This is a genomic window from Microbacterium sp. JZ37 (assembly GCF_035188445.1).
GTDB classification, from domain to species: domain Bacteria; phylum Actinomycetota; class Actinomycetes; order Actinomycetales; family Microbacteriaceae; genus Microbacterium; species Microbacterium barkeri.
Genome location: NZ_CP045253.1, coordinates 371,437 through 396,120 on the forward strand (window position 1 = coordinate 371,437; position 24,684 = coordinate 396,120).

Annotated in this window: 26 protein-coding genes; 20 read left to right on the top strand and 6 right to left on the bottom strand. The window is 72.9% G+C overall.

Going from position 1 to position 24,684, the window contains the following annotated elements; translation table 11 throughout:
* The first annotated feature begins 28 nt into the window (after window positions 1–28).
* Entirely contained in the window at window positions 29–970 is a 942-nt protein-coding gene (locus GC092_RS01715) for an alpha/beta hydrolase (protein ID WP_324013729.1), read from the top strand.
* Window positions 971–982: 12 nt separating this feature from the next.
* Here the strand turns inward: GC092_RS01715 and GC092_RS01720 are convergent, their stop codons facing one another.
* Window positions 983–2,416: an MFS transporter gene (locus GC092_RS01720; RefSeq protein WP_324013731.1), complete on the bottom strand. Its 1,434-nt coding sequence runs from the start codon at window positions 2,414–2,416 to the stop codon at window positions 983–985.
* A 52-nt stretch (window positions 2,417–2,468) separates the two neighbouring features.
* Between GC092_RS01720 and GC092_RS01725 the strand changes: the two genes are divergently transcribed.
* Window positions 2,469–2,876 (top strand): hypothetical protein, encoded by a 408-nt coding sequence (locus GC092_RS01725; RefSeq protein WP_282978781.1) that lies wholly within the window; start codon window positions 2,469–2,471, stop codon window positions 2,874–2,876.
* Window positions 2,877–2,886: 10 nt separating this feature from the next.
* On the opposite strand, the gene GC092_RS01730 is transcribed toward GC092_RS01725, so the two are convergent.
* Window positions 2,887–3,792, bottom strand: coding sequence for an LLM class flavin-dependent oxidoreductase (locus tag GC092_RS01730; RefSeq protein WP_324013732.1), 906 nt, complete (start codon window positions 3,790–3,792; stop codon window positions 2,887–2,889).
* 9 nt (window positions 3,793–3,801) lie between these two features.
* Between GC092_RS01730 and GC092_RS01735 the strand changes: the two genes are divergently transcribed.
* Complete coding sequence (locus GC092_RS01735; RefSeq protein WP_324013734.1) at window positions 3,802–4,470, top strand: YdeI/OmpD-associated family protein; 669 nt, start codon at window positions 3,802–3,804, stop codon at window positions 4,468–4,470.
* A gap of 12 nt (window positions 4,471–4,482) precedes the next feature.
* On the opposite strand, the gene GC092_RS01740 is transcribed toward GC092_RS01735, so the two are convergent.
* Window positions 4,483–4,980 carry a DUF2306 domain-containing protein gene (locus GC092_RS01740; RefSeq protein WP_324013736.1) on the bottom strand — a complete coding sequence of 166 codons (498 nt, stop codon included), beginning with the start codon at window positions 4,978–4,980 and terminating at the stop codon, window positions 4,483–4,485.
* A gap of 76 nt (window positions 4,981–5,056) precedes the next feature.
* Between GC092_RS01740 and GC092_RS01745 the strand changes: the two genes are divergently transcribed.
* Entirely contained in the window at window positions 5,057–5,734 is a 678-nt protein-coding gene (locus GC092_RS01745; protein ID WP_324013738.1) for a MerR family transcriptional regulator, read from the top strand.
* A 76-nt stretch (window positions 5,735–5,810) separates the two neighbouring features.
* Complete coding sequence (locus tag GC092_RS01750; protein ID WP_324013740.1) at window positions 5,811–7,196, top strand: glycine--tRNA ligase; 1,386 nt, start codon at window positions 5,811–5,813, stop codon at window positions 7,194–7,196.
* Window positions 7,197–7,268: 72 nt separating this feature from the next.
* Here the strand turns inward: GC092_RS01750 and GC092_RS01755 are convergent, their stop codons facing one another.
* Complete coding sequence (locus GC092_RS01755; protein WP_324013742.1) at window positions 7,269–8,474, bottom strand: MFS transporter; 1,206 nt, start codon at window positions 8,472–8,474, stop codon at window positions 7,269–7,271.
* 293 nt (window positions 8,475–8,767) lie between these two features.
* Between GC092_RS01755 and GC092_RS01760 the strand changes: the two genes are divergently transcribed.
* From GC092_RS01760 to GC092_RS01775, 4 genes are read left to right on the top strand one after another with little or no spacing between them, the layout of a single operon-like run.
* Window positions 8,768–9,844 carry an ABC transporter substrate-binding protein gene (locus tag GC092_RS01760; protein WP_324013744.1) on the top strand — a complete coding sequence of 359 codons (1,077 nt, stop codon included), beginning with the start codon at window positions 8,768–8,770 and terminating at the stop codon, window positions 9,842–9,844.
* Complete coding sequence (locus GC092_RS01765) at window positions 9,841–10,704, top strand: ABC transporter permease (RefSeq protein WP_271172939.1); 864 nt, start codon at window positions 9,841–9,843, stop codon at window positions 10,702–10,704. Before GC092_RS01760 ends, GC092_RS01765 begins: the two co-directional genes overlap by 4 nt.
* Window positions 10,680–11,441, top strand: a complete 762-nt coding sequence (locus GC092_RS01770; RefSeq protein WP_416383285.1) for an ABC transporter ATP-binding protein — start codon at window positions 10,680–10,682, stop codon at window positions 11,439–11,441. Before GC092_RS01765 ends, GC092_RS01770 begins: the two co-directional genes overlap by 25 nt.
* Window positions 11,438–12,793 carry an LLM class flavin-dependent oxidoreductase gene (locus tag GC092_RS01775; protein WP_324013747.1) on the top strand — a complete coding sequence of 452 codons (1,356 nt, stop codon included), beginning with the start codon at window positions 11,438–11,440 and terminating at the stop codon, window positions 12,791–12,793. Before GC092_RS01770 ends, GC092_RS01775 begins: the two co-directional genes overlap by 4 nt.
* Before the next feature lie 99 nt (window positions 12,794–12,892).
* Here GC092_RS01775 and GC092_RS01780 read toward each other — a convergent pair whose 3' ends face one another.
* Window positions 12,893–13,465, bottom strand: coding sequence for an HhH-GPD-type base excision DNA repair protein (locus GC092_RS01780; RefSeq protein ID WP_324013749.1), 573 nt, complete (start codon window positions 13,463–13,465; stop codon window positions 12,893–12,895).
* Window positions 13,466–13,654: 189 nt separating this feature from the next.
* A complete protein-coding gene (locus GC092_RS01785) occupies window positions 13,655–14,950 on the bottom strand; it encodes a glutamyl-tRNA reductase (RefSeq protein WP_416383302.1) in 1,296 nt (431 codons plus the stop codon).
* A gap of 111 nt (window positions 14,951–15,061) precedes the next feature.
* Here GC092_RS01785 and hemE point away from each other — a divergent pair, with 111 nt between their 5' ends.
* The 11 genes from hemE to GC092_RS01840 all read left to right on the top strand — a co-directional run bounded on the left by hemE (window position 15,062) and on the right by GC092_RS01840 (window position 24,670).
* A complete protein-coding gene (hemE, locus tag GC092_RS01790; protein ID WP_324013752.1) occupies window positions 15,062–16,096 on the top strand; it encodes a uroporphyrinogen decarboxylase in 1,035 nt (344 codons plus the stop codon).
* 19 nt (window positions 16,097–16,115) lie between these two features.
* Window positions 16,116–17,603 (top strand): protoporphyrinogen oxidase, encoded by a 1,488-nt coding sequence (gene hemG / locus GC092_RS01795; protein WP_324013753.1) that lies wholly within the window; start codon window positions 16,116–16,118, stop codon window positions 17,601–17,603.
* A 112-nt stretch (window positions 17,604–17,715) separates the two neighbouring features.
* Window positions 17,716–18,045: a hypothetical protein gene (locus GC092_RS01800; protein ID WP_271172932.1), complete on the top strand. Its 330-nt coding sequence runs from the start codon at window positions 17,716–17,718 to the stop codon at window positions 18,043–18,045.
* Window positions 18,045–18,461: a phage holin family protein gene (locus GC092_RS01805; protein ID WP_324013756.1), complete on the top strand. Its 417-nt coding sequence runs from the start codon at window positions 18,045–18,047 to the stop codon at window positions 18,459–18,461. Before GC092_RS01800 ends, GC092_RS01805 begins: the two co-directional genes overlap by 1 nt.
* Window positions 18,451–18,738 carry a hypothetical protein gene (locus GC092_RS01810; protein WP_271172930.1) on the top strand — a complete coding sequence of 96 codons (288 nt, stop codon included), beginning with the start codon at window positions 18,451–18,453 and terminating at the stop codon, window positions 18,736–18,738. The genes GC092_RS01805 and GC092_RS01810 overlap by 11 nt, the downstream gene beginning before the upstream one ends.
* An 80-nt stretch (window positions 18,739–18,818) precedes the next feature.
* Window positions 18,819–19,496 (top strand): hydrogen peroxide-dependent heme synthase, encoded by a 678-nt coding sequence (hemQ, locus tag GC092_RS01815; protein WP_271172929.1) that lies wholly within the window; start codon window positions 18,819–18,821, stop codon window positions 19,494–19,496.
* Entirely contained in the window at window positions 19,493–20,485 is a 993-nt protein-coding gene (gene hemC / locus GC092_RS01820; RefSeq protein WP_282978765.1) for a hydroxymethylbilane synthase, read from the top strand. The genes hemQ and hemC overlap by 4 nt, the downstream gene beginning before the upstream one ends.
* Before the next feature lie 17 nt (window positions 20,486–20,502).
* Window positions 20,503–21,339, top strand: a complete 837-nt coding sequence (locus tag GC092_RS01825; protein WP_271172927.1) for a uroporphyrinogen-III synthase — start codon at window positions 20,503–20,505, stop codon at window positions 21,337–21,339.
* Window positions 21,336–22,310 carry a porphobilinogen synthase gene (gene hemB / locus GC092_RS01830; protein ID WP_324013761.1) on the top strand — a complete coding sequence of 325 codons (975 nt, stop codon included), beginning with the start codon at window positions 21,336–21,338 and terminating at the stop codon, window positions 22,308–22,310. The genes GC092_RS01825 and hemB overlap by 4 nt, the downstream gene beginning before the upstream one ends.
* 193 nt (window positions 22,311–22,503) lie before the next feature.
* A complete protein-coding gene (hemL, locus tag GC092_RS01835) occupies window positions 22,504–23,826 on the top strand; it encodes a glutamate-1-semialdehyde 2,1-aminomutase (protein ID WP_324013764.1) in 1,323 nt (440 codons plus the stop codon).
* Window positions 23,827–23,947: 121 nt separating this feature from the next.
* Complete coding sequence (locus GC092_RS01840; RefSeq protein WP_324013766.1) at window positions 23,948–24,670, top strand: DUF2786 domain-containing protein; 723 nt, start codon at window positions 23,948–23,950, stop codon at window positions 24,668–24,670.
* Window positions 24,671–24,684: the final 14 nt, after the last annotated feature.

Here is a 24,684-nt window from a genome sequence, read left to right on the forward strand (position 1 = left end):
ACCCGCGGCATGACTGCGAAGGAGCACCATGAAGCACGAGCGCATCGCCCTCCACGACGGACGCGACGACGTGACTCTCACGACGTACGTTCTCGACGACTCCCCGGAGCTGCTCGACGGCCGCGCCCGCCCCGCCGTGCTGATCCTGCCCGGGGGAGCGTACATGGGCTGCTCCGATCGCGAGGCCGAGCCGGTCGCCCTCGCGTTCGCCGCGCTCGGGTATCACGCGTTCGTGCTGCGCTACTCGGTGTACGGCGCGGGCGGGCCGCTCGACTGGAACGTCGATGCTCGCGCGATGGAGCCCCGCGCGCACAGCGTCTTCCCGAACCCGCTCATCGACGTCGCCCTCGCGATGAAGCACATCCGGTCGCGGGCGGCGGAGTGGCTCGTCGACGCCGACCGCATCGCGATCGCGGGGTTCTCCGCCGGCGGCCACAACGCCGGCATGTACGGCACGCGATGGCATGACGCCCTCGTCACCGAGGCGGTCGACGCGACCCCGGACGAGCTGCGGCCCGCCGCGCTCATCATGGGCTACGCGCTCAGCGACTACCGCTTCCAGCACGCCCGTCTGGATGCCATGCCGCCCGCGGAGCGCGCCGTCCGCGAGATGGCCGCCGTCGCGTACTTCGGCGAGATCGACCCGGCGCCCGAGCTGCTCGACGCGGCGAGCCCCGCGCTGCACGTGAGCGCGCAGACCCCGCCGACCTTCCTATGGCACACGGTCGCCGACGCGCTCGTGCCCGTCGAGCATTCCCTCCAGTTCGCGTCGGCATGCGCCGCGCACGGCGTGCCCTTCGAGCTCCACGCCTTCGAGGCGGGCCAGCACGGCCTCTCGCTCGCGACGCGCGCCACCGCCCCTGCCGAGCCGATGATCGACGACGATGCTGCGCACTGGGTGCCGCTCGCGGCCGCGTGGCTGGCCAAGCGCTTCTCCGTCGAGCTCCCCGCGGCGATGCCCTGGGAGTGAGCCGGACGGCCGTCAGCTCGGCAGCGACGGATGGGCTGAGGTCGGGTGGCGCGGGATGAAGAGCGACAGCGCCACCGCGACCGCGGCCGCGATGATCGCGAGCCAGTAGCAGACTTCGAACGCCTCGCGCGTGGGGATGGTCGCGCCCCCGACCTCGACGCTCATGGCCGCGAGCACGCCGCCCATGACGGCGGACGCGCTCGACGTTCCCACCGAGCGGAAGAGCGCGTTGAGGCCGTTCGACGCCCCGGTCTCGTCGGCGGGCACGGCGCGCATGATGATCATCGGCATGGCGGCGAACGTGAACCCGATCCCGACGCCGATGAGGAGGTTCGCCACGAAGATGTGCCAGATCTCGCTCGACCACAGCAGCACGAACACGTAGGCCAGCACGATGAACGACGCGCCGCCCGTGAACAGCGGCCGCGGCCCGATCGTGCGCTCGAGCCATCCGGACAGCGGCGAGATCACCATCATCACGAGGCCCGCGGGCATGACGATGAGCGCGGCGCCGACCATGTCCATCCCGAAACCGGACCCGGTCTCCGTCGGCAGCTCGAGCATCTGCGGGAACGTCACGTTCGACGAGAACAGCGCGAAGCCCATCCCGATCGCGGCGATGTTCGTGAACAGCACCGCTGGACGAGCCGCGACGCGCAGGTCGAGGAGCGGGTCGCGCGTGCGCAGCTGGTACGCGCCCCACACGCCGAGCACCACGAGCCCGCCGATGACACTGGTGAGCGCGGCGGGCGACGTCCATCCCCATTCCGCGCCGCGGGAGACGAACAGCAGCAGCCCGGTGAGCCCGAGGGCGAGGCCGATCGCGCCCACCACGTCGAGGCGGCCCGGCGCTCGCAGGATGTCCTCCGGCACGTAGACCAGGACGAGCGCGAGCCCGACGACGCCGAGAGCGGCCGCGAGCCAGAACAGGGAGTGCCAGTCGGCGTTGAGCGCGAGGTACGCCGCGACCGGCATGCCGACGGCTCCGCCGACTCCCATCGTCGCGCTCATGAGCGCAACGGAGGTCCCGAGGCGGTCGGGAGGCAGAACATCGCGCATGATCGCGATGCCGAGCGGCACGACGCCGGTCACCGCTCCCTGCAGGGCGCGGCCGATGATCACCCCGACGATCGAGCTCGAGAGGGCCGCGACGAGGGAGCCCACGATGAGCAGCGCGAGCAGGACGACGATCACCCGCCGCTTCCCGTACATGTCGCCGAGACGCCCGGAGATGGGCGTCGCGACGGCGGCGACGAGCAGGGTGATCGTGATGACCCACGAGGTGTCCTCGCGCGACGCGTCGAGGAGCGTCGGCAGCTCGGCCTGGAGCGGCACGACGAGCGTGAACATGAACGCGGAGCACAGGCCCGCGAACGCGAGCACGGCGACCGTGAGCCAGCGCGGCGGGTGGGCGAGCCTGCTTCGGGGTCTGTCGTCGTCGCGCACCTTCTCCACCCTAGGCTCCGCTCCGGACACGGGCTCCGCCTAGGGTGAGGACATGATCACGCCCGACTGGATCCCGCACCGCCGCGCCTCGGACGGCGAGCTCGTGGGCTGGGTGCGTCCGGATGGCGACGGCTGGGTCGCCGTGTCGCTCTTCGGCGCCGATGTCACGAGCTCGGTCGACTGGCTCGAGGCGGAGGAGGCGCTCGAGCGCCAGGGTCTGTCGTGGATGGCGGATGTGTGGATGCTGCGCCGGCCGGATGGCCGCGACGTGCGCGTCCGCCTGGTCGAGTTCTCTCCCGATCGGCTCGAGGGCGGCGTCGTCGCTCCCGGACGCGTCGTCGTGAAGACCGACGACTTCGGCGCGATCGACGTGCCCTATGAGCTCATCGAGCTGCCGTGGCCGCCGCCGCGCGACCTCCGCCCGCTCACGACGGGCGAGGGCGGAAGTCCCTGGGGCTGACCAGCGCGGCTCAGCCCGGGAGCGCGTCGAGCAGGGGCCTCGGGTCGGGCGCCTCATCCGTTCCCTGGAACGCGACGGCGTCGGCCCCGGCGTCGACGAGCTCGGCGATGCGGTCGGCGATGCGGTTCTCGAGCGCATCGGCGCGAGGGTCGATCTCCGTGTAGACGCGCACGCGGGCGCGGCCTCCGCGCCCCGAGGCCTCGCGTCCCTCGTCGATGATCGCCCGTGCGCGACGCAGGCCTTCGACGTCGATCGAGGCGTCGAGCAGGACCGAGTCGCCGATCTCTCCGGCCAGGCGCAGGGTCTTCGGCCCGCTCCCGCCGATCGTGATCTCGGGCGCGGTGGCGGGCGGCCATCCGAGCGAGATGCCGTCGAGCTTCACATACCGCCCGGCCACGTCGACGGTATCCCCGTCGAGGAGCGAGCGCACGGCGCCGACGTACTCGCGCAGCAGCGTCAGGGGCGACGCGACCCTCGCGCCGACCTGGCCCATCCACGGGAGCACGCCGTGGCCGAAGCCGGCGATGACCCGGCCCGGCGCGAGTCGCTCGATCGTGGCGACCTCCATCGCCGCGAGCGCGGGGTTCCGCAGCGGCACGGGAAGCAGGCCGATGCCGACCTTCAGCCGCTCGGTCGCGACGAGCGCCGCCGTCGCGGTCGCGAGGCCGCCTTCGAGGAAGCAGTCCTCCCAGAGCCACAGCTCCGCGACCCCCGCGGCGTCGGCGGCACGCGCGACGGCGACGAGCTCCTCGGGCGGGGACTGGGGACGGAACACGATGCCGATCGGGGGAGAGGACGCCGCAGCCGCTGCCATGCCCCCATCGTGCCATCCGTCCCGGACATCGGCGCCCGCCATCCGCCCTCCATCGGCACCCGCCATCCGCACCGTCGCGTCGGTGTCGGTGCCGCGTGCCATCCTGTTCGCGTGAGCACTTCCCCCGAGCCCGGCACTCCGGGAGGGACCCCCGAGCGGCCCGCCGTGTTCTTCCGCGACGCCGCGGAGTTCCGCGCGTGGCTCGAGCGGAACCACGACACCGCGACCGAGCTGTGGATGGGCCTGCGGCTCGCGCATGTGCCCGACCGCGGGCTCACGTGGGGCGATGCCGTGATCGAGGCGCTGTGCTTCGGATGGATCGACTCGGTCTCGCAGAGGATCGACGACGACTCGAGGCGGCAGCGCTGGACCCCGCGCAAGCGCGGGAGCACCTGGTCGCGCGTCAACATCGCGCACGTCGAGCGGCTGCTCGCGGAGGGGCGGATGCACCCCGCGGGCATCGCGGCGTTCGAGCGCCGCACCGAGGCGCGCAGCGGGACGTACTCGCACGAGAATCCCGAGGCCGAGCTCACGGCCCCGCTCCAGGCGATCGTCGACGCCTCGCCGGGCGCGGTCGCCTTCCTCGCCGAGGCGACGCCGGGGTATCGCAAGGCCGTCCGCCACTGGATCATGTCGGCGAAGCAGGAGATCACGCGCGAGCGCCGGGCGCGTCAGCTCGTCGAGGACTGCGAGGCGGGGCGGCTCGTGCCGCCGCAGCGGCCCGGCGCGACGCCCGCGTGGCTCGCGCGCGCCGCGGCAGCGGCGCAGGCGGCCCGGTGACGCCTCCCGCCGTCAGCGGATGAGCGCTGCGCGCGGCACGCGACGGCGGGCCGGGGCGCCGAAGCGCGCGAGGACGAACGCGACCCACGCCGTCGCGGCGATGACGATCGCGGCGACGGCCGACCAGAGCACCGCGGGGTCCGACACGGCGAGCGTGGGGATGAAGCGGCCGGGGACGAATGCCGCGAACGCGCCGGCGGCGAGTGCGCCCAGCCAGGAGCCCACCATGTTGCCGATGTGCGAGCGCACATTGCCGCGGCGGATGGCGATCACGCCGAAGGTCGTGGTGGCGAACGTGAAGATCGCGAGCGCGTGGAAGACGGTGAAGCCGCCGATCGTGTAGATGAACATCCCCGAGACGCAGACGAGGTACATGGCGATGACCCACGTGCGGCCGAGGGTCTTGTGGGCGCGGTCCTTGCGACGACGGAGGATGTTGACCGGCGCGAGGAGGATGACGAGCGATGCCGCGATCGCGTGGATCGGGATGAGGAGCGCGTGCGGGTCCATGCTCACAAGATAGAGTCACTATCCAACGCGGCGCATCCTGGATAGCGCCGCGCCGCCGCGCTATCCGAGGAGGGGCATGAAGCTCAGCGAACTGGCCGCGCGCACCCGCACATCGACCGCGACGCTCAAGTTCTGGATCCGGGAAGGGATCCTGCCGCCCGGCGAGCTCCGCAACCAGACCACCGCCGTCTACGGCGAGGGGCACGTCGAGCGGATCGCGCTCGTGCGCACGCTGCGGGAGGAGTTCGACCTGCCGATCGCGCGGATCCGGGCGCTCGTCGTGCGCATCGACGACCCCGGCGTCCCGCTCCTGGACATCATGGAGGAGTGCCAGCTCATCGCGACGGGGCTGCGCGCGGGCGACGCCGGGCAGGACGCGCGCGTGCCGAGGCTGCTCGCCGATGTCGGATGGCCCGACGCGACGAGCGTCGCGCGCGACGCGCTCTCCGCGGCCCTGCGCGATGCGGAGGCGGTCGGCGTCACGTTCGGGCGGGAGACCCTCGCCCGGTACGCGCGGATGCTCGCCGAGTTCGCCCGCGAGGACATCGCGTCCATCCGCACGGACGGCACCCGGGATGCCGTCGCGCGGGCGCTGCTGCAGGGCGCGGCGGCGCAGACGCGCGTCCTCGTCGCCCTGAACCAGCTCGCGCACACGTCCGCTGCGATCTCGGACGCGCTCGCCCGCGCGCAGGCCGGCGGCACGGCGCTCGGCGCGGGCCCGGCGGAGGCCGACCCCGCCGGACCCGCGGACTAGGATTGAGGGGGTGCCCGGATCCCGTCGCGGAACCTCTCACGGCGCCCTCGCCCCCTTTCCGACCATTGGAGCCACCGTGGCCGAGCAGTCCCGCCTCGACAAAGTCATCGCCCTCGCCCGTCATCGCGGGTTCGTGTTCCAAGCGGGCGAGATCTACGGCGGTTCGAGGTCCGCGTGGGACTACGGCCCCCTCGGCACCGAGCTCAAGGAGAACATCCGCCGTCAGTGGTGGCAGACGTTCGTGCGCGGCCGCGGCGACATGGTGGGCCTCGACTCGTCGATCATCCTGCCGACCAAGGTCTGGCAGGCGTCCGGCCACGTCGCGACCTTCACCGACCCGCTCGTCGAGTGCCTCCAGTGCCACAAGCGCCACCGCGAGGACCACCTCATCGAGGCGTACGAGGCCAAGAAGGGCCGTGCCCCCGAGAACGGGATGGCCGACATCGTGTGCCCCGACTGCGGCACGCGCGGCCAGTGGACCGAGCCGCGCTCGTTCTCGGGCCTCATGAAGACCTACGTGGGCGTCGTCGACGACGAGTCGGGTCTGCACTACCTGCGCCCCGAGACGGCCCAGGGCATCTTCGTGAACTTCGCGAACGTCGTGACGGCCGCGCGCAAGAAGCCCCCGTTCGGCGTCGGCCAGGTCGGCAAGGCGTTCCGCAACGAAATCACGCCCGGCAACTTCATCTTCCGCACCCGCGAGTTCGAGCAGATGGAGATCGAGTTCTTCGTGCCCCCGGCCGAGGCCGGCGAGTGGTTCGAGCACTGGGTCGACGCATGTTGGAACTGGTTCGTCGACCTCGGCATCGACCCGGCGCACATGCGCAAGTTCGACGTCCCGGACGGCGAGCGCGCGCACTACTCCGACCGCACGATCGACGTCGAGTACGAGTTCGGCTTCGCGGGCAAGGGCTGGGGCGAGCTCATGGGCATCGCCAACCGCACCGACTTCGACCTGTCGAACCACATCGAGCACTCCGGCTCGAACCTCTCGTTCTTCGACCAGGCCTCGGGTGAGAAGTACGTGCCGTACGTCATCGAGCCGTCGTTCGGCCTCACCCGCTCGATGATGGCGTTCCTCGTCGACGCGTACCGCGAGGAGGAGGTGCCGAACGCGAAGGGCGGCACCGACACCCGCACCGTGCTCCGTCTCGACCCGCGCCTCGCTCCGGTCAAGGTCGCCGTCCTCCCGCTGTCGCGCAACGAGCGCCTCTCGCCGCTCGCCCGCGAGGTCGCCGATCAGCTGCGGGTCTCGTGGAACGTCGACTTCGACGACGCCGGTGCGATCGGCCGCCGCTACCGCCGTCAGGACGAGATCGGCACGCCGTTCTGCGTCACGGTCGACTTCGACTCGCTCGAGGACCGCGCGGTCACGGTCCGCGACCGCGACACGATGGGCCAGGAGCGCATCCCGCTCGAGGGCCTGCACGCCTACCTCGCCGAGCGCCTCCGCGGCGCCTGATCGGCGCAGAAGCGCCCCGTCCGGCCGAGCGGGTCATCCGGAGCCGGACGGGGCGCTTCTGCGCGTCCGCCCTCAGGCGCGGGCGCCGGGCCTCGGGATCTGCAGCACGGCGAGCACGGCGAGCACCGCGGCGCCGGCGTAGAGGTAGAACGCCCCGGGGTAGGCGGTTCCGGCCGCGACCATGAGCCCGGTCGCCCAGGGGCCCACGATCGCGCCGAAACGGCCGATGCCCGAGGTGAGCCCGATGCCGGTTGCGACGAGGGTGCGCGGATAGACGTGCCCCGCGAACGCGTACATGAGGGTCTGGGCGCTGAAGACGAAGACCCCCGTGACGAAGATCGCCGTCGTGAGTACGAGCTGCGAGTCGAACGGGATCGACAGCACGACGAGGAGCACCGCCGCGGCGCCGAACCAGATCATGCCGACGCCCTTGATGCCGCGGGCGTCGGCCGCGAAGGCGCTGATGACGAGCCCGGCGATGGCCCCGAGGTTCAGCACGAACAGCATGATGAGCGAGTCGGCGACCGGGTAGCCCGCTGCGCCCATGATCTTCGGCAGCCACGCGTTCAGGCCGTACACGAGCACGAGGCCCATGAACGTCGCGACCCAGAGTCCGATCGAGGAGCGCACGTAGCGCGGCTTCAGGACGTCGGCGATCGACGTGCGCTCGGCCTGCGCGCGCAGCTCGGCGGGGGCCGTCTCGGGCAGTCGCAGCCAGAGCACGGCGAAGAGGACGACGCCGAGCCCACCGCCGAGGTAGTAGAGGAGCGACCACTCCGCGCCGGCGAACCGCCCCGCGAGTGAGGCGAGCACTGCCCCGAGGTGGTAGCCGATCATGGGGATGTTGTTCGCGAGCGCGCGCCGCCCCGTCGGAGCGACCTCCTGCATCATCGCGAGGGCCACGGGCATGCAGCCGCCGAGACCGAGGCCCGCGATGAGGCGGCTCGCGCCCATCCACACCGCATCGGGCATGAGCGGGAACGCGATCGTGAAGACGGAGAAGACGGCGACCGCGATGAGAAGCGGCGTGCGGCGGCCGAAGCGGTCTGCGATGCGCCCCATCATCGCCGCGCCGAGCCCGACCCCGACGAGCGAGACCGTGTTCACGAGGTTCATCTCGCCGACCGAGAAGCCCCCGATGGCGGGATCGGTCAGCACCGGGATCGTGGCGCCCAGGGCGACGATGTCGTACCCCTCGAACACCACGATGAGGAAGCAGAGGATGCCGATCCAGGTGCGGCTGCGGGTGCGCGCGGATGGCGCGGCGGTCTCGGTCATGACGTCGTCGTCTCCTCGGGTCGTCTCGCCGCGCCCCCGTGCGCGACGATGCACCGGGACATGCTGTCAGAGCCCCGGCACGGAGCCGGGCCGTTCTCCCGGTGAGTGGGATTCAGCCGCCCGGTGAGCGCTCGCCCGCCGTCGACGGGCCCTTCGGCAGCGCGTCACATGCCGCAATGCGCAGACACGCGACTTCATGAGGCGTCTCCCGACTTCACGGCATTGGACGGCGGCTGACGCGGCTTCCAGGATCTCTCCCAACGCACTCGACGACAGGCACGGGAAGGACAGCAATGAACGGGACACTCCGCACATCGACGATCAGCCGACGGGCGGTCGTGATGATGACCGCGGCGGCGCTCGTGGCCCTGACGGGCTGCGCGACGGCCAGCCAGGGGGCGACGGCCGGCGCCGAGCGCGACACGACCGCCCTGCCGTCCGGCGCGCCCGAAGCGGACACGACGCTGCGCGTCGCCGGCCGCACGACGCAGCTCCAGCTCGAGGCGGCGGGCGCCGACCTCGAGGGCCCCGCGTTCACGGTCGGCGAGTGGGTCAACGTCTCTGCCGGGCCCGACGTCATCCAGGCGTTCCGGGCGGGCGCCGCAGACATCGCGCAGAACGCCATCATCCCGCCGATCCAGGCGCACGCGATCGGGTTCGACGCGACGATCGTCGCGGTGCTCGAGCGCCCCGAGCCGTCGTACGTCTACGCGACGGCCGCCGGCTCCTCCATCGACGGCTTCGACGACTTCCGCGGCAAGAAGATCGCGTTCTCGCAGGGGCAGTCGCAGGGCGACACGGTGCTCCGCACTCTCCGGACAGCGGGGATCGCGAACGACGAGGTCGAGCTCGTCCCCCTCCCGAGCACGCAGTTCCTCACCGCGCTGCAGTCGGGGCAGGTCGACGTCGCGCCGCTCAGCGAGCCGGCCGTCACGAAGTACATCGATCAGTACGGGGCGGATGGCGCCATCGCCATCCCGTCGGAGGAACCGGACCTGCTCAGCGTCCTCTGGGTGCCGACCGAGCTGCTCGCCGACGAGGAGAACGTGCGCGCGGTGCGCGACTACATCCGCGTCTGGGCGCAGGGCCAGGTCTGGGCCTGGGAGAACGCCGACGCGTGGAAGCAGTTCTACTACGTCGACACCGAGGGGGTGACGGCCGCGGACGCCGACCGCATCTGGGCGACGGCCAACCGCCCGCTGTTCCCCGAGGACTGGGATGTCGCCGTCGACTGGGCGCAGTCGTCGATCGATCTCCTCGCTGAGGGCGGTTTCATCGAGACCTTCGACGCCGAGGTGCTGTTCGACCGCCGGTTCGAGGGCGACGCGGCCGCGGCCGTGGCCGCCGAGTACCGAGGAGGCGCACGATGACCACCATCGCCCGCCCCGTGGGGCGCATCGCGATCGCCCCCGCGCCCGTCGGCGCGGCGCCCGGGCTCGTCCGCCAGGGCCGTCGCCGTCGACTCGGTCGCCGCCCCGGCCTCCCCGGCGCGCGCCTGCTGGGGCCTCTGCTCGTGCTCATCGTCTGGCAGGCCGCCGCGTGGGCGGGCCTCCTCGATCCGCGTCTGCTGACCGGGCCGGATGCCGTGCTCCGCACGGCCGGCGAGCTCATCGCCGACGGCCGGCTGGGGGAGAGCATCGCCACCTCGCTGGGGCGCGCGCTGCTCGGACTCGCGGTGGGGACCGTCACGGGCGTCGTGCTCGCCGTGCTCGCGGGTCTGAGCAGGCTCGGCGACTCCCTCATCGACGGGACGCTGCAGGTGAAGCGGGCGGTCCCGAATCTCGCGCTGATCCCGCTCCTCATCCTGTGGCTCGGCATCGGCGAGGAGTTCAAGGTCGTCGTCGTCGCGCTCGGGGTCCTCGTTCCGGTCTACATCAACACCTACAGCGGGCTGACCGGCATCGACCGGCGCTACATCGAGCTCGCGGAATCCCTCGGGCTGAGCCGACGCCAGTACGTGCGCTCGGTCCTCCTGCCGGGCGCCCTCCCCGGGTTCTTCGTCGGATTCCGGCTCGCCGTCGTCGGCTCGTGGACGGCGCTCATCGTCGTCGAGACCATCAACGCCACGTCGGGAATCGGCTACATGATGTCTCAGGCGCAGCTGTACGCGCAGTCCGACATCATCCTGGTCGGCCTCGTCGTGTACGGCGCATTCGGCTTCGCCTCGGATGCGCTCGTCCGCCTGCTCGAGAGGAGGGCGCTCTCGTGGCGACGCACCCTGGGCAGCTGACCGCGGCGGTCGAGATCTCGAGCCTGACGCGGAGGTTCGACGGCCGGACCGTCCTCGGCGGCATCGACCTGCGCATCGGGCGGGGCGAGTTCGTCGCCCTCATCGGGCGCAGCGGGTCGGGGAAGAGCACCCTCCTGCGCGCCGTGGCCGGCCTCGACGACGGGGTGGACGGCGGCGGGGAGGTCCTCGTCCCCGAGCGCGTGTCGCTCGTGTTCCAGGACTCCCGGCTGCTGCCGTGGCTCCGCGTGCTCGAGAACGTGACCCTCGGGCAGAGCGGGGCGGGCGCCGCCGAACGCGGACGCGGCGTCCTCGCCGAGGTCGGGCTGGCGGGGCGCGAGCGCGCCTGGCCGCACGAGCTGTCCGGCGGCGAGCAGCAGCGCGCGGCGCTCGCGCGGTCGCTCGTGAGCGAGCCGCAGCTGCTCCTCGCAGACGAGCCGTTCGGCGCGCTCGACGCGCTCACGCGCATCCGGATGCACGCCCTCCTGCGGAACCTCCTCGATGTCCACCATCCCGCGGTGCTCCTCGTCACGCACGACGTCGATGAGGCGGTCCTGCTCGCCGACCGCGTCCTCGTCATCGAGAAGGGCCGCTTCGCCCTCGACGTCCCGATCGAGCTCCCGCGCGACCGGAGTCCGCACGATCCTGCGTTCGCGCGCTACCGCGAGCAGCTGCTCGCGTCTCTGGGGGTCTCCCCGCAACCCGGTGCCGCCACCGCGGCCGACAAGGAGGAAAGATGACCACGCGACAGCTGCACCTGAACCTGTTCCTGCACGACACGGGGCACCACGAGGCGTCCTGGCGGCTGCCCGATGCGGATCCGCACGCGCTGCTCGACCTCGCCTATCATCAGCGGCTCGCCAGGATCGCGGAGGACGCGCGCTTCGACTCGCTGTTCCTCGCGGACTCGCCCGTGCTCTTCGGGGACGTCGGGCGCCGGCCGCAAGGGCGCATCGAGCCGACCGTCCTGCTCGCGGCCCTCGCCGTGACGACCTCGCGCATCGGGCTCATCGCGACGGCGTCGACGTCGTACAACGAGCCGTTCAATCTCGCCCGGCGCCTCTCGTCGGTCGACTGGATCTCGGATGGCCGGGCGGGATGGAACATCGTCACCACCGCGGGGGAGGCGGCCGCTCGGAACTTCGGCCTGGAGGACCAGCCGCTGCACCGCGACCGCTACGCGCGCGCCTCGGAGTTCCTCGACGTCGCGACGAAGCTCTGGGACTCGTGGGAGGACGACGCGGTCGTGGCCGACAAGGCGGCGGGCGTCCACACGCTCGCCGACCGGGTCCGCGCGATCGACCATCGCGGTCCGCACTTCCGTGTGGACGGCCCGCTCAACGCGCCGCGGAGCCCCCAGGCGTACCCCGTGCTCGTCCAGGCCGGATCGAGCGAGGACGGCAAGGCGTTCGCGGGGCGCTGGGCCGAGGCGGTCTTCACCGCCCAGCCCACGATCGAGGAGGCGCGGGCCTTCGCGGACGACGTCAAGCGGCGGGCCGTCGAGAACGGCCGCGACCCCGACCACGTGAAGATCCTCCCGGGCATCGTCCCGATCCTCGGCGACACGGAGGAGGAGGCCCGTGAGCTGGAGGCCGAGCTCGATCGGCTCATCCGGCCGGAGTATGCGCGCGAGCAGCTCGCGAGGACCCTCCGCGTCGACCCCGAGTCGCTCGCGTTCGACCGCCCGCTGCCCGACGACCTCCCTGACGAGGACGAGATCGAGGGGGCGAAGAGCCGCTACACACTCATCGTCCAGCTCGCCCGGCGCGAGAGCCTGACCGTCCGCGAGCTGATCGGGCGACTGGGCGGGGGCCGCGGGCACCGGACCTTCACCGGCACCCCCGTTCAGGTCGCCGACACGATCCAGGAGTGGTTCGAGACCGGCGCGGCGGACGGGTTCAACATCATGCCCGCCGTGCTGCCGTCCGGGCTCGAGGCGTTCGCGGAGAAGGTCGTGCCGATCCTGCAGGAGCGCGGGCTGTTCCGCACCGAGTACACGGGGCGCACCCTGCGCGAGCACTACGGCCTGCCGCGCCCGGCGAACCGCCTCTCCGCCGAGGTTGCGTCGCGCGACGCGGTCCTCAGCTCGTGACCTCCGGGGCCATCCCCTCGCTCCCGCCCGGTCCGAGCTGAGCGAGCGCCTCCGCGCGGGCCGCGACGCCGTCGAGCTGCTCGACGGCGTCGCGGCCCGTCAGGCCTTCGCCTTCGCGGCGGCCTTCATCGCCCGCTTGTGCTCGCGCACCTTGGCGAGCGACTCGGGGCTCGTGATGTCGGCGACCGAGCGGAACGAGCTCTCCTCGCCGTACGCGCCCGCGGCCTCGCGCCATCCGGAGCCGTTGAAGCCGCACTGCTTGCCGAGGAGCGCGAGGAAGATGCGCGCCTTCTGGTCGCCGAATCCGGGCAGGGCCTTCAGCCGCTTCAGGACCTCGGCGCCCGAAGGGTCACCGCGGGTCCAGAGCTGCGCGGCGTCGCCGTCCCAGTCCTCGACGATCGCGCGGCACAGCTGCTGCACGCGCTCGGCCATCGAGCCCGGGTAGCGGTGCACGGCCGGCGTCTGGCGGAACGCCTCGACGAGGGCCTCGGGGTCATGCGACGCGATGGTCGCGGCGTCGACCGCGCCGATCCGCTCGCGGATCTTCTCGGGCCCCGCGAACGCCGTCTCCATCGCGACCTGCTGGTCGAGGAGCATGCCGATGAGGAGCGCGAGGGGGTTCTCGCTGAGGAGCGTGTCTGCGGCGTCGTCGCCCGTGATCGTGAGAGCCATGCTCCTATGGTCTCAGGCCCCGGCCGGGCGCGCGGGGCGGGACAGAGCGCAGGAGAATCGAGCGGATGGCTGCGCCTCGTGCGCGGGATCGCGCGGATGGCCGACGGAGCGGCCCGCGGATCTCCTGCAATGTGTCCCGGGGGCGGGGACAGGAAGTCCAGGGGAGGGGTCAGGAAGTCCCGGAAGGGGTCAGGAGGCCTGCGCGTCGCCCGTGAACGGGCAGACCGGCGCCTCGGCCGCGGCCGCAGCGGGGCGCGCGTCGATGCCGAAGAGGGTCTCGAGCGCGTCGAAGACCTCGTCGGAGCGTCCCTCGGCCGCGAGCTGACCCGCACGCGCGGTCGGCGTGTGCAGCAGGACGCCCACGAGGTGGCGCAGCGCCTGCTCGACCTGCTCGCCGTCGCCGCGACGTCGGGCACGGTCGACCTCGGCCTGGGTGAGCTCGAACACGTGCTGGCGCAGCGCGACGATCGCGGGCTGCGCGCTCTGCTGGCGGCTCGCGAGGTGGAAGCGCGCCGCGGCATCCTGCACGATTGCGCGCGCCGCCTCGGTCGCCTGGAGCTCCTCGAGCGGCGCGTGGAGGCGGATGGTCTCGAGGTCGAGCAGCGTGACGCCCGGCACGGTCGCGACATCGGGGGCGACGTTGCGCGGCATCCCGAGATCGATGATCATCGCGGCGCCGTCGAACCCGGCGCCCTGCAGGAGAGCCGCGTCGATGACCGGCTCCTCGCGCGACGTGCAGGTGATGATGAGGTCGGACGACGCGGCCACCGCGGCGAACTCGTCGCTCGCGACGCTGAGCAGGCCGTGCTTCGCGGCGAAGCGCGCGCCCCGGCCGGAGGGCGAGTGGACCGTGATGTCGGTCACGCCGTGGTCGCGCAGGGCGGCGAGCGTCGCAGCCGCGTAGGAGCCGGTTCCGACGAGCAGCGTGCGCTGGGTGGTCCAGTCGGCGATGCGGCTGCCCGCGAGGTCGAGCGCCAGCCGCACGAGCGAGCGGCCTGCTCGGCCGAGGGCGGTGCCGTTCTTGACGCCCTTCTGCGTCTCGGTCGCGCGCTGGAAGAGGCGCTCGAGCTCGCTCGAGGTGGTGCCGTGCTCGCGCGCCTCGTCGAGGGCGCGGCGCACCTGGCCGCCGATCTCGCCCTCGCCGACGATGACCGACTCGAGTCCTGAGGCGACGGAGAAGAGGTGCTCGGCGACCTTCGTGCCCGCCGTCACCTCGCAGGCGCCCTCGAGGTCCTCGGGGGTCACGCCCGTGGCCGTGCGGATGGCCTCATGCGCGGCGGCGAGGCCGGCCTCGCGCGCCGCGCCGGACGGCACGTCGAGGTCGATGTACGCCTCGAAGCGGTTGCAGGTCGAGAGCACGACGGTGCCCTTGACGTCCTCGCTGTGGCCCGCGATGAGCGGGGCGACGGCGGTCGTGTGCGTGCTCAGGCGCTCGAGGAGATCGAACGGCGCGGTCTTGTGACTCGCAGACAGGCAGAACAGCACGACAGCCATTCTACCCCGCGTAAAAGTCTCTTCTGAATGATTCATGAAAAGGAAGGGTTGCCTAACCGGCGCTTTCCGCGACTCCGAAGGCGCGGATGGGAGGATGGGGGCATGCCTTCCCCCGATGCGCCGCTGCTGCGCGCCCTGCGCGGCGAGCGCCCCGATACCGCTCCGATCTGGTTCATGCGACAGGCGGGCCGCTCGCTTCCCGAGTACCGCGAGCTCCGCGTCGGCACGCGCATGCTCGACGCCTGCCTCACGCCCGACCTCGCGGCGGAGATCACGCTGCAGCCCGTGCGGCGGCACGGGGTCGACGCGGGCATCTTCTTCAGCGACATCGTCGTGCCGCTCCGGCTCGCCGGCATCGAGGTCGAGATCGTCCCCGGGCGCGGGCCCGTCTTCGCCGAGCCCGTGCGCACGCGCGCCGACGTCGACCGCGTGACGGCCATCGACCCCGCGGAGGTCGCGGCGGCCGCCGAGCCCGTGCGCGCCGCGGTGCGCGCCGTCGTCTCGGAGCTCGACGGCGCCGGCACGCCGCTCATCGGCTTCGCGGGGGCGCCCTTCACGCTCGCGGCCTATCTCGTCGAGGGCGGGCCGTCGAAGGAGCACCTGCGCGCCCGCGCCCTGATGCACGCCGACCCCGGCGCATGGCACGCGCTCGCCGGATGGCTCGCGCAGGTCTCGCGCGCGTTCCTCCAGGCGCAGATCGAGTCGGGGGCTGCGGCCGTGCAGCTGTTCGACTCGTGGGCGGGCTCGCTCGCGCCATCCGATCTGCGCGCATTCGTGCTCCCGCACTCGACGGCCGCCGTCGAGGGGCTCGACGTGCCGGTCATCCACTTCGGCGTCGGCACGGGCCCCGTGCTCGCCGACATGCGCCTCGGGGGCATCGCGTCCGCGGTCGGCGTCGACTGGCGCGTGCCGCTCGACGAGGCCGCGCGCACCGTCGGCGGCGAGACGACCCTGCAGGGCAACATCGACCCGGCCCTGCTCGCCGCGCCCTGGGAGGTGCTCGAGGCGCACGTCCGCGACGTGCTCGAACGCGGGCGCGCTGCCCGTGCGCACATCGTCAACCTCGGCCACGGCGTCCCGCCGGAGACCGACCCGACGGTGCTGACGCGCATCGTCGAGCTCGTCCACTCGGTCTGATCGTCGGAGGAGGCACACCGTGACGGAGCAGCTCGACGAGCTCTACGCCCACGCTCATGAGAAGCACGTCGTCGTCGTGGGCGGCGGCGTCGCGGGTCTGATCGCCGCGTGGGAGTGCGCCAAGGTGGGCATGCGCGTGACCGTGCTCGAGGCCGGCGAGCGCCTGGGCGGCGTGCTGCGCTCGGCCGAGGTGGGCGGTGTCGTCCTCGACCTCGGCGCGGAGAGCTTCGCGACCCGCGGCGGGCACGTCCGCGCGCTGATCGACGAGCTCGGGCTGTCGGACGACGTCGTGGCGCCGGGCACGGGCGCAGGCGGCGCGTGGGTCGCCGGCGTGCCCGGCGTGGGGGCGGCCCCGCTGCCGAAGGGCGGCGTGCTCGGCATCCCCGCCAACCCCTTCGCGGACGACGTCCGACGGATCCTCGGCTGGGGCGGCGCCTGGCGCGCCTACCTCGACCGGCTGAAGCCCGTGCTCACGATCGGCCACGAGCACAGCCTGGGGCGCCTCGTGCGGTCGCGGCTCGGCGAGAAGGCCCTCGATCGGCTCGTCGCGCCCGTCACGACCGGGGTGTACTCCGCGCATCCCGACGACATCGATCCCGACGTCGCGGCGCCGGGGCTCAACGCGGCACTGACCCGCACCGGATCGCTCACCGGCGCCGTCGCCGACCTCGCGGGCGCGCGCACGTCCGCTCCCGGAGGTGCCGTGCTCGGTCTGCGCGGCGGGATGGCGCGGCTCGCGGACGCGCTCGTCGAGCGTCTCGAGGTGCTCGGCGCCGAGGTCAGGACCCGCGCCGCCGTCGACGGGCTCGAGCGCGCGGGTGCGACCTGGACCATCCGCCTCGCGGCGCGCGAGGAGCGCTACGAGGACGTGAGCGACGCCGCTGTCGACGACGGGCCGATCGAGGCGGACGTGGTCGTCGTCGCGATCGGCGAGGCGGGCGCACGTCGCCTCCTCGCGCCGCACGTGACCGGCCTGGCCGCCGAGCCGGCACGGCCCGGCCCGGTCGTCGAGATCGTCACACTCGTCCTCGACGCCCCCGAGCTCGACGCGAAGCCGCGGGGGACGGGCGTGCTCACCGTCCCGGGATCGCACCGTGCGAAGGCCCTCACCCACGCGACCGCGAAATGGCAGTGGGTCGCGGAGGCCGCCGGCGCGCACCGTCACGTCGTCCGGGTCTCGTTCGGCACCCAGAACGAGGAGCCGGCGACCGCGGGCCTCGACGACGACGAGGCGGCAGCCCTCGCGCTGGAGGAGGCGAGCGCGCTGCTCGGCGTCGCCCTCGCACCGCATCAGCTCGCGGGTGCCCGTCGCGAGCGCTTCCTCCAGGCGCAGCCGGCCGCGACCGTCGGACTCAAGGCCGCGACCGCGCAGGCGCGCGCGGCCATCCAGACCGCTCCCGGGATCGGCGCCGTCGGCGCCTGGCTCGCCGGGACGGGACTCGCTCAGGTCGTGCCCGACGCGATCGCGGAGGCGGAGCGCGTGCGACGCCGCGCGCTCTTCTCGTGACCTGACCCGGGTACACCCGCGGGCGCTCTCGCGCAAGGCGGATGCCGAAAGCGGCATACACGGTTACTGTGGGACACCAGGGCAGCACCCGAAACGACGTGAGGAGAACCCGATGCGGGGGAAGCTGGGACTCGTGATCGGCCTCGGAGTGGGCTACGTGCTCGGCACGCGAGCCGGCCGCGAGCGCTACGAGCAGATCAAGGAGAAGGCGCAGGAGGTGTGGGAGCTCCCCATCGTCCAGGCGCAGGCCGAGAAGGCGACGAAGCTCGCCAAGTCGAGCGCGCTCGCGATCCCCCGCGCCGCCTGGAACGGCGCGATCAAGGTCGTCAAGGCGGCCACGACGCCCGGCACCCCGGGGCAGCGTCTCGATGCGGCGCTCGGCGAGGCGGAGGACGCCGCCGACGACGTCAAGCAGGAGGCGCAGCGGAAGGCTGCCGGCTGATGGCGCATCTTCCGCCGTCGCCGGTGCGGGACCGCGCCGACGACAGTCTCTTCTCGCTGATCGGCGACCTGCCGGAGCTCGTCCGCAACCTCGTCGTCGCCGAGGTCAACGCGGCGAAGAAGTGGGCGATCGCCGCCGCGAAGGACGCGGGCTTCGGCACCGGCTGGATGATCGTCGCGCTGTTCTTCGTGTTCTGGGCGATCCCGGCCTTCCTCGCGTTCGTCATCGCGCTCCTGTCGCTGTGGCTGCCGGTGTGGGCGTCGGCCCTCATCGTGTTCGGCGTCGGCCTCGTGCTCGCCGCGGTGTTCGCGCTGCTCGGCCTGCTCCGGTTCAAGCACCTCGCGAAGAGCGAGAACCCCGCCCGCGCCGTGCAGACGGACGTCGCCATCGTCAAGGAGGTCGCAGATGAGTTCTGACCGTGCACGCGCCGAGGAGCGGCTCGCGAAGACGGTCGTGCCCAGCGGGATCTCCGACCCGGTCGAGCTCGCGCGGGCGGAGCTCAAGGCCGCGCTCGCCGCGATCGAGGTCAAGGGCAACCTGCCGCGTCGAGCGGCCGAGGCCAGCCAGCGCGGCGCCGTGAAGGCGCGGGCGTTCGCGCAGCGCAGCCCCGTGGCGGCAGCGGCCGCCGCGGCGGGCGTCGCCGCGGCCGTCGGGCTCGCGATCTGGGGCGTCGCGCGGATCATCGCGCGCTGATCGGTGGCGAGGCCCTCCGCTCCCGTCAAGGGGGAGGGCCTCGTTTTCGCCTTCTCGCGACGCGGGAGCATGATGGAGTCATGTCTGCAGCACCCGAGACGACCGGCGACAACTACAGCCTCTGGGCGGTGTGGCGGCGGAACCCCGACCGCCCCGTGACGGAGCCCGACGCGACCGAGCTCGAGGACATCGTCGCCCTGCTCGAGGGCGAGGGCGTGACGATCCGCGGCTTCTACGACGTCAGCGGCCTGCGCGCCGATGCCGACCTCATGGTCTGGCTGCACGGCGCCGTCGCCGAGGACCTGCAGCGGGCCGTGCGCCGACTGCGTCGCACCGAGCTGCTCAAGGACCTCCTGCCGACGTGGAACGCGATGGCCGTCCACCGCGACGCGGAGTTCAACAAGCGGCACATCCCGGGCTACCTCCGCGGCATCCCCGCAAAGGGCTGGCTCACGGTGTACCCGTTCGTGCGCAGCCACGAGTGGTACCTGCTGCCCGAGGACGAGCGCCGCACGATGCTCGCCGACCACGGCCGCAAGGGCGCCGCGTTCTCGGGAGTCGTCGCGAACACGATGGCGTCGTTCGCCCTGGGCGACTACGAGTGGATGCTCCCGATGGAGTCGGACGAGCTCAACGAGCTCGTCGACATGATGCGCGAGCTGCGCTACACCGAGGCCCGTCGCCACGTGCGCGAGGAGGTGCCGTTCTTCACGGGTCGACGCATCCCCGCGTCGGCCGTGCCCGAGGTGCTCCAGTGACCACGCCCATCCGTCTCGGCACGCGCCGGAGCGCTCTCGCGACGGCGCAGTCGTCGCAGATCGCCCGCGCTCTCGAGCAGCAGGCGGGGAGGCCCGTCGAGCTCGTGCCGATCGTCTCGGAGGGCGACACGTCGCGCGCGTCGCTGTCGCAGCTCGGCGGGACGGGCGTCTTCGCGACGCGCCTGCGCGAGGCGCTGCTGCGCGACGAGTGCGATCTCCTCGTGCACTCCCTGAAGGACCTCCCGACCGCCGACGCCCCCGGCCTCGTCATCGCGGCGACCCCCGCGCGCGCGGACGCGCGCGACGTCGTGCTCACGCGCGACGGCGTGCGGCTGGGCGACCTCGCCCCCGGTGCGCGGATCGGCACGGGCTCGCCTCGCCGCATCGCCCAGGTCCGGCGTGCGAACGCGGGTGTCGAGCTCCACGACATCCGCGGCAACGTCGACTCCCGCATGCAGCGCGTGCGCGACGGCGAGCTCGACGCGATCGTGCTGGCCGCGGCGGGCCTGTCGCGCCTCGGAGCCGACATCGACCTCGCTCTCGAGCCGCAGGACCTGGGCGGATGGCCGACGGCCGCGGGGCAGGGAGCTCTCGCCGTCGAGACCCGCAGCGACATCGACGAGGAGCTCTTCGCGGCCATCCGCGCCCTCGACGACCCCGCGACCCGCTTCGCCGTGACGGTCGAGCGCGCGATCCTCGCGGGGGTCGAAGCCGGGTGCCATGCGCCCCTCGGGATCCACGCCGTCCTCCGGGGCGAGCAGCTCTCGGTCACCGCGGTCGCGTACGGCCGCGAGCCGGGCGAGGAGATCGCCGTCGAGCACGCCGAGGCCGTGGCGCAGGAGTATATTCGTCCTGAGGGCGGAAGCGACGGTGCGGACTCCGCCCGGCGCGTCGTCCCCCGACGAGCGAGCGAGATCGGCACCGCTGTCGCCGGTCGGCTTCTCGACCGAGGGGCGTCCGACCTCGTCTCCCCCTCGACCACACCATGACGAAGCCAGTGGAACACATGACCGGAAAGCCTCTCGCCGGATGGCGGGTGCTCGTGCCTCGCGGCGGCCCGTGGGGCGATGGCGTCGCGGCGCGTCTGCGTGCCGACGGCGCGACGCCGGTCATCGCGCCGCTCATCAACTTCGCCCCGACGGAGGACAAGGCCGCTCTCGAGCAGGCGCTGCGCGACCTCGCCGACGGCATGTTCGACTGGCTCACCGTGACGAGCGCGACGACCGTCGACGTCCTCTACTCCTACGGCGCGACCATCCCCGAGAGCACGAAGGTCGCGGCGGTCGGCGAGACGACCGCGACCGCGCTGCAGGCCGTCGGGTACGGCGTGGACCTCGTTCCCGACACCGACAACTCCGCAGCCGGACTCGCGCGGCAGCTCCTCGCCCGGGAGTCGGAGCCCCGCCGCATCCTGACCCTGCGCAGCGAGATCGCCAAGCCCGTCCTCACCGACGCCCTCATCGCCGCGGGGCACGACGTGCACAGCGTCGTCGCGTACCGCACGGTGGGCGTGCCCGCCCCGGAGCGCGCGCACCGCGACGTGCTCAACGGCCGCATCAACGCCATCCTCGTGACGAGCGGCTCGGTCGCCGAGCAGGTGCGCGAGCAGTTCCCCGACATCCCCGACCAGACGATCATCGCCGCGATCGGCCCGCGCACCGCGCGCGACGCCGACGCCGTGGGGCTGCCGATCCACCTCGTGGCACCGCGGCAGACCATCGAGTCGCTCATCGACTCCCTCGCGAAGATCCCGGTGCCCGAGCCGACCGAGGAGGCCAGGGCCATCCCGCCCACGACGCCGACGGACGTCGTCCGGATCCCCGGGATGAAGGCGCGCCGATGACCTTCCCCGTGCACCGGCCGCGGCGCCTCCGCCAGTCGCCGGCGGTCCGCCGGCTCATGCGCGAGACGCACCTCGCGCCATCCCAGCTCGTGCTGCCCGCCTTCGTGCGGGAGGGCATCGCCGAGCCCGTCGAGATCTCGTCGATGCCCGGGGTGCGCCAGCACACGCTCGACTCCCTCCGCCGGGCCGCCGTCGAGGCGGCGGAGGCCGGAGTCGGCGGCATCATGCTCTTCGGCGTGCCGGCCGTGCGCGACGCGGTGGGCTCGGGCGCCGACGATCCCGAGGGCATCCTCAACGTCGCCGTGTCGGCGCTCGCATCGGAGGTCGGCGACGCCCTCGTCGTGCAGGCCGACCTGTGCCTCGACGAGTTCACGGACCACGGGCACTGCGGCGTGCTGACGCCCGAGGGCGGTGTCGACAACGACGCGACGCTCGAGCGGTACGCCGCGATGGCCCTCGCGCAGGCGCGCGCGGGTGCGACGCTGCTCGGGCTCTCGGGGATGATGGATGGCCAGGTCGCGGCCGTCCGCGAGGCGCTCGAGTCCGAGGGCTTCGTCGACACGATCGTGATGGCGTACTCGGCGAAGTACGCGGGCGCGTTCTACGGGCCGTTCCGCGAGGCGGTCGACTCGCAGCTGAAGGGCGACCGGCGCACCTACCAGATGGACCCCGGCAACGCGCGCGAGGGAGTTCGCGAGGCGGTGATCGACGTCGAGGAGGGCGCCGACATCGTCATGGTGAAGCCCGCGCTGCCGTACCTCGACGTGCTCGCCGACGTGCGTGCCGCCGTCGACGTGCCCGTCTGGGCGTACCAGGTGTCGGGCGAGTACGCGATGATCGAGGCCGCGAGCGCGAACGGCTGGATCGACCGCCGCGGCGCGATCGAGGAGTCGCTCCTCGGCATCCGCCGCGCCGGCGCCGACGCCATCCTCACGTACTGGGCCGTCGAAGCCGCGCGCTGGCGGCGCTGATCCGGTAACCGCGGCGTCGTCCGGGCGCGGCGGGTTCGCCGCGTTCGGGGCGGACGGGGGCGGGTTCGCCGCGTTACGGGGAAGCACGCCGTGAGCGCTGCCGCGAATCGCGTCCATTCGGCCCGGGTTCGCCGCGCTTCGCGGCGGACGTCCTCGCACGCTTCGCCCACCCGCGGCGCGGGAGAATAGACGCATGACCGATCGCAACGACGTCCTGTTCGAGCACGCCCGCGAAGTGATCCCGGGCGGCGTGAACTCGCCCGTGCGGGCGTACGGTTCGGTCGGCGGGACGCCCCGGTTCCTCGCGTCGGCGCGCGGGGCGTACGTGACGGATGCCGCTGGCCGCGAGTACGTCGACCTGGTCGCCTCGTGGGGCCCGGCTCTGCTCGGTCATGCGCATCCCGAGGTCGTCGCCGCGGTGCAGGAGGCGGCGGCGCGCGGTCTGTCGTTCGGCGCTCCGACCGAGGGCGAGGTCGAGCTGGCCGATCTCATCGTGGACCGGGTGCAGGCGGGCGGCCTCCGTCCGGTCGAGCAGGTTCGACTCGTCTCGACGGGCACCGAGGCGACCATGACCGCCATCCGTCTCGCGCGCGGCGTCACGGGCCGCGACCTCGTGCTCAAGTTCGACGGCAACTACCACGGGCACTCCGACGGGCTCCTCGCGGCGGCGGGTTCCGGCGTCGCGACGCTTGCCCTCCCCGGCACTGCTGGGGTGCCCGCGCCGATCGCGGCGCAGACGCTCGTCGCCCCGTACGGCGACCTCGACGCGGTGCGCGAGATCTTCGCGGTCCGCGGCGACGAGATCGCCGCGATCATCGTGGAGGCCGCGCCCGCCAACATGGGGGTCGTGCGGCCGGCGCCCGGCTACAACGCGGCGCTCGCGCAGATCGCGCACGACGCGGGAGCGCTGCTCATCCTCGACGAGGTGCTCACGGGCTTCCGCGTGCACCCGGCGGGGCACTGGGGGCTCCAGGTCGAGGCGGGCGAGGCCTTCGAACCCGACATCATCACGTTCGGCAAGGTCGTGGGCGGCGGCATGCCTCTCGCAGCGCTCGGCGGCAAGCGCGCCGTCATGGACCAGCTCGCTCCCGTCGGCCCCGTCTACCAGGCCGGCACCCTCTCGGGGAACCCGCTGTCCGTCGCCGCCGGCATCGCGACGCTGCGTCTGGCCACTCCCGAGGTCTACGCGGCCGTCGACGCCTCCGCGGCCACAGTCGCCGACGCGCTGGCCGCCGCGCTCTCGGCGGAGGGCGTCGTCCACGCGATCCCGCGCGCCGGCAACCTCTTCGGGCTCGCGTTCCTGCCCGAGGCGCCGGCCGACTACGCGACCGCCAAGACGCAGGAGGCGTTCCGATACACGCCGTTCTTCCACGCGATGCTCGAGGCGGGCGTCGCCCTGCCCCCGAGCGTGTTCGAGGCGTGGTTCCTCACGGCGGCGCACGACGACGAGGCGCTCGCTCGCATCGTCGACGCGCTGCCCGCAGCCGCGCGGGCTGCCGCGACCGCGACCGCCTGAGCCGCGACGCCCTCTGCACAGGCGGCTCGCGCCGGCGCGTCCTCCCCAGGCGAACCGCGTGCGAGCCGTCGACGGGGGTGGTCCCTCCGAGGATGTGACGCATCCGACCGAGGAGGAGACCATGACCGACGCCAAGCTCGACCTCATCGCGAAGCTGCTCGCGAAGGCCGAGAGCACGACGCCCGAGGAGGCCGAGGCGCTCACCGAGCACGCCGAGCGCCTCATGGTGAAGTACGGGATCGGGCAGGCGCTGCTCGATGAGAGACGTGCTCGACTGGGCGAGACGCAGGACCCTGTCGTCGAGGAGCAGATGCTCTTCACGGGCGCCTACGCGCGCGATCTCCGAGAGCTCGGCGGCGGGGTCGCGCGCGCCCTCGGCACGATCCGGCCGCTCATCGCCGACTCCGCTCGCGGATCGGTGCTGTATCTCGTCGGGTTCGCGTCCGATGTGCAGCAGGCGCGTGTTCTCATCGCGAGCCTGCGCGTCCAGGCGCTCGTCGCGATGCGCGCATGGTGGCTCATCGAGCGAGCGTCGTACGACTGGTGCACGGAGAGCGACCGCCGTCGCGCGCGCAGCGGGTTCGTCCGCGGATTCGGGGCCGGCGCCGCGGCGCGCATCGCCGAGAACCGCCGCGCGATCATCGAGGAGGCGGGGAGCGGAACCGACCTCGTCCTCGCGTCACGTCGAAGCCGGGTCGACGCCTACGTCGACGCGCTCTCCCCGAGGAGAGGGCGCCGGCGCCAGGGGGCCGACGCGGGCGCGTTCGCGTCGGGGCACCGCTCCGGTCGTCAGGCGAACACGGGCGAGGCCGCGATCGGCGCGAGAAGGGGCCTCCCGCGATGAGGCACCGCGGCGGC

Bases quoted from the DNA above. Each gene is read 5' to 3' on its own strand.
- GC092_RS01715 (WP_324013729.1), top strand. From the start codon at position 29: ATGAAGCACGAGCGCATCGCCCTCCACGACGGACGCGACGACGTGACT.
- GC092_RS01725 (WP_282978781.1), top strand. From the start codon at position 2,469: ATGATCACGCCCGACTGGATCCCGCACCGCCGCGCCTCGGACGGCGAG.
- GC092_RS01730 (WP_324013732.1), bottom strand. From the start codon at position 3,792: ATGGCACGCGGCACCGACACCGACGCGACGGTGCGGATGGCGGGTGCC.
- GC092_RS01740 (WP_324013736.1), bottom strand. From the start codon at position 4,980: ATGGACCCGCACGCGCTCCTCATCCCGATCCACGCGATCGCGGCATCG.
- GC092_RS01745 (WP_324013738.1), top strand. From the start codon at position 5,057: ATGAAGCTCAGCGAACTGGCCGCGCGCACCCGCACATCGACCGCGACG.
- GC092_RS01755 (WP_324013742.1), bottom strand. From the start codon at position 8,474: ATGACCGAGACCGCCGCGCCATCCGCGCGCACCCGCAGCCGCACCTGG.
- GC092_RS01760 (WP_324013744.1), top strand. From the start codon at position 8,768: ATGAACGGGACACTCCGCACATCGACGATCAGCCGACGGGCGGTCGTG.
- GC092_RS01765 (WP_271172939.1), top strand. From the start codon at position 9,841: ATGACCACCATCGCCCGCCCCGTGGGGCGCATCGCGATCGCCCCCGCG.
- GC092_RS01775 (WP_324013747.1), top strand. From the start codon at position 11,438: ATGACCACGCGACAGCTGCACCTGAACCTGTTCCTGCACGACACGGGG.
- GC092_RS01780 (WP_324013749.1), bottom strand. From the start codon at position 13,465: ATGGCTCTCACGATCACGGGCGACGACGCCGCAGACACGCTCCTCAGC.
- hemE (WP_324013752.1), top strand. From the start codon at position 15,062: ATGCCTTCCCCCGATGCGCCGCTGCTGCGCGCCCTGCGCGGCGAGCGC.
- GC092_RS01800 (WP_271172932.1), top strand. From the start codon at position 17,716: ATGCGGGGGAAGCTGGGACTCGTGATCGGCCTCGGAGTGGGCTACGTG.
- GC092_RS01805 (WP_324013756.1), top strand. From the start codon at position 18,045: ATGGCGCATCTTCCGCCGTCGCCGGTGCGGGACCGCGCCGACGACAGT.
- GC092_RS01810 (WP_271172930.1), top strand. From the start codon at position 18,451: ATGAGTTCTGACCGTGCACGCGCCGAGGAGCGGCTCGCGAAGACGGTC.
- hemQ (WP_271172929.1), top strand. From the start codon at position 18,819: ATGTCTGCAGCACCCGAGACGACCGGCGACAACTACAGCCTCTGGGCG.
- GC092_RS01825 (WP_271172927.1), top strand. From the start codon at position 20,503: ATGACCGGAAAGCCTCTCGCCGGATGGCGGGTGCTCGTGCCTCGCGGC.
- hemB (WP_324013761.1), top strand. From the start codon at position 21,336: ATGACCTTCCCCGTGCACCGGCCGCGGCGCCTCCGCCAGTCGCCGGCG.
- hemL (WP_324013764.1), top strand. From the start codon at position 22,504: ATGACCGATCGCAACGACGTCCTGTTCGAGCACGCCCGCGAAGTGATC.
- GC092_RS01840 (WP_324013766.1), top strand. From the start codon at position 23,948: ATGACCGACGCCAAGCTCGACCTCATCGCGAAGCTGCTCGCGAAGGCC.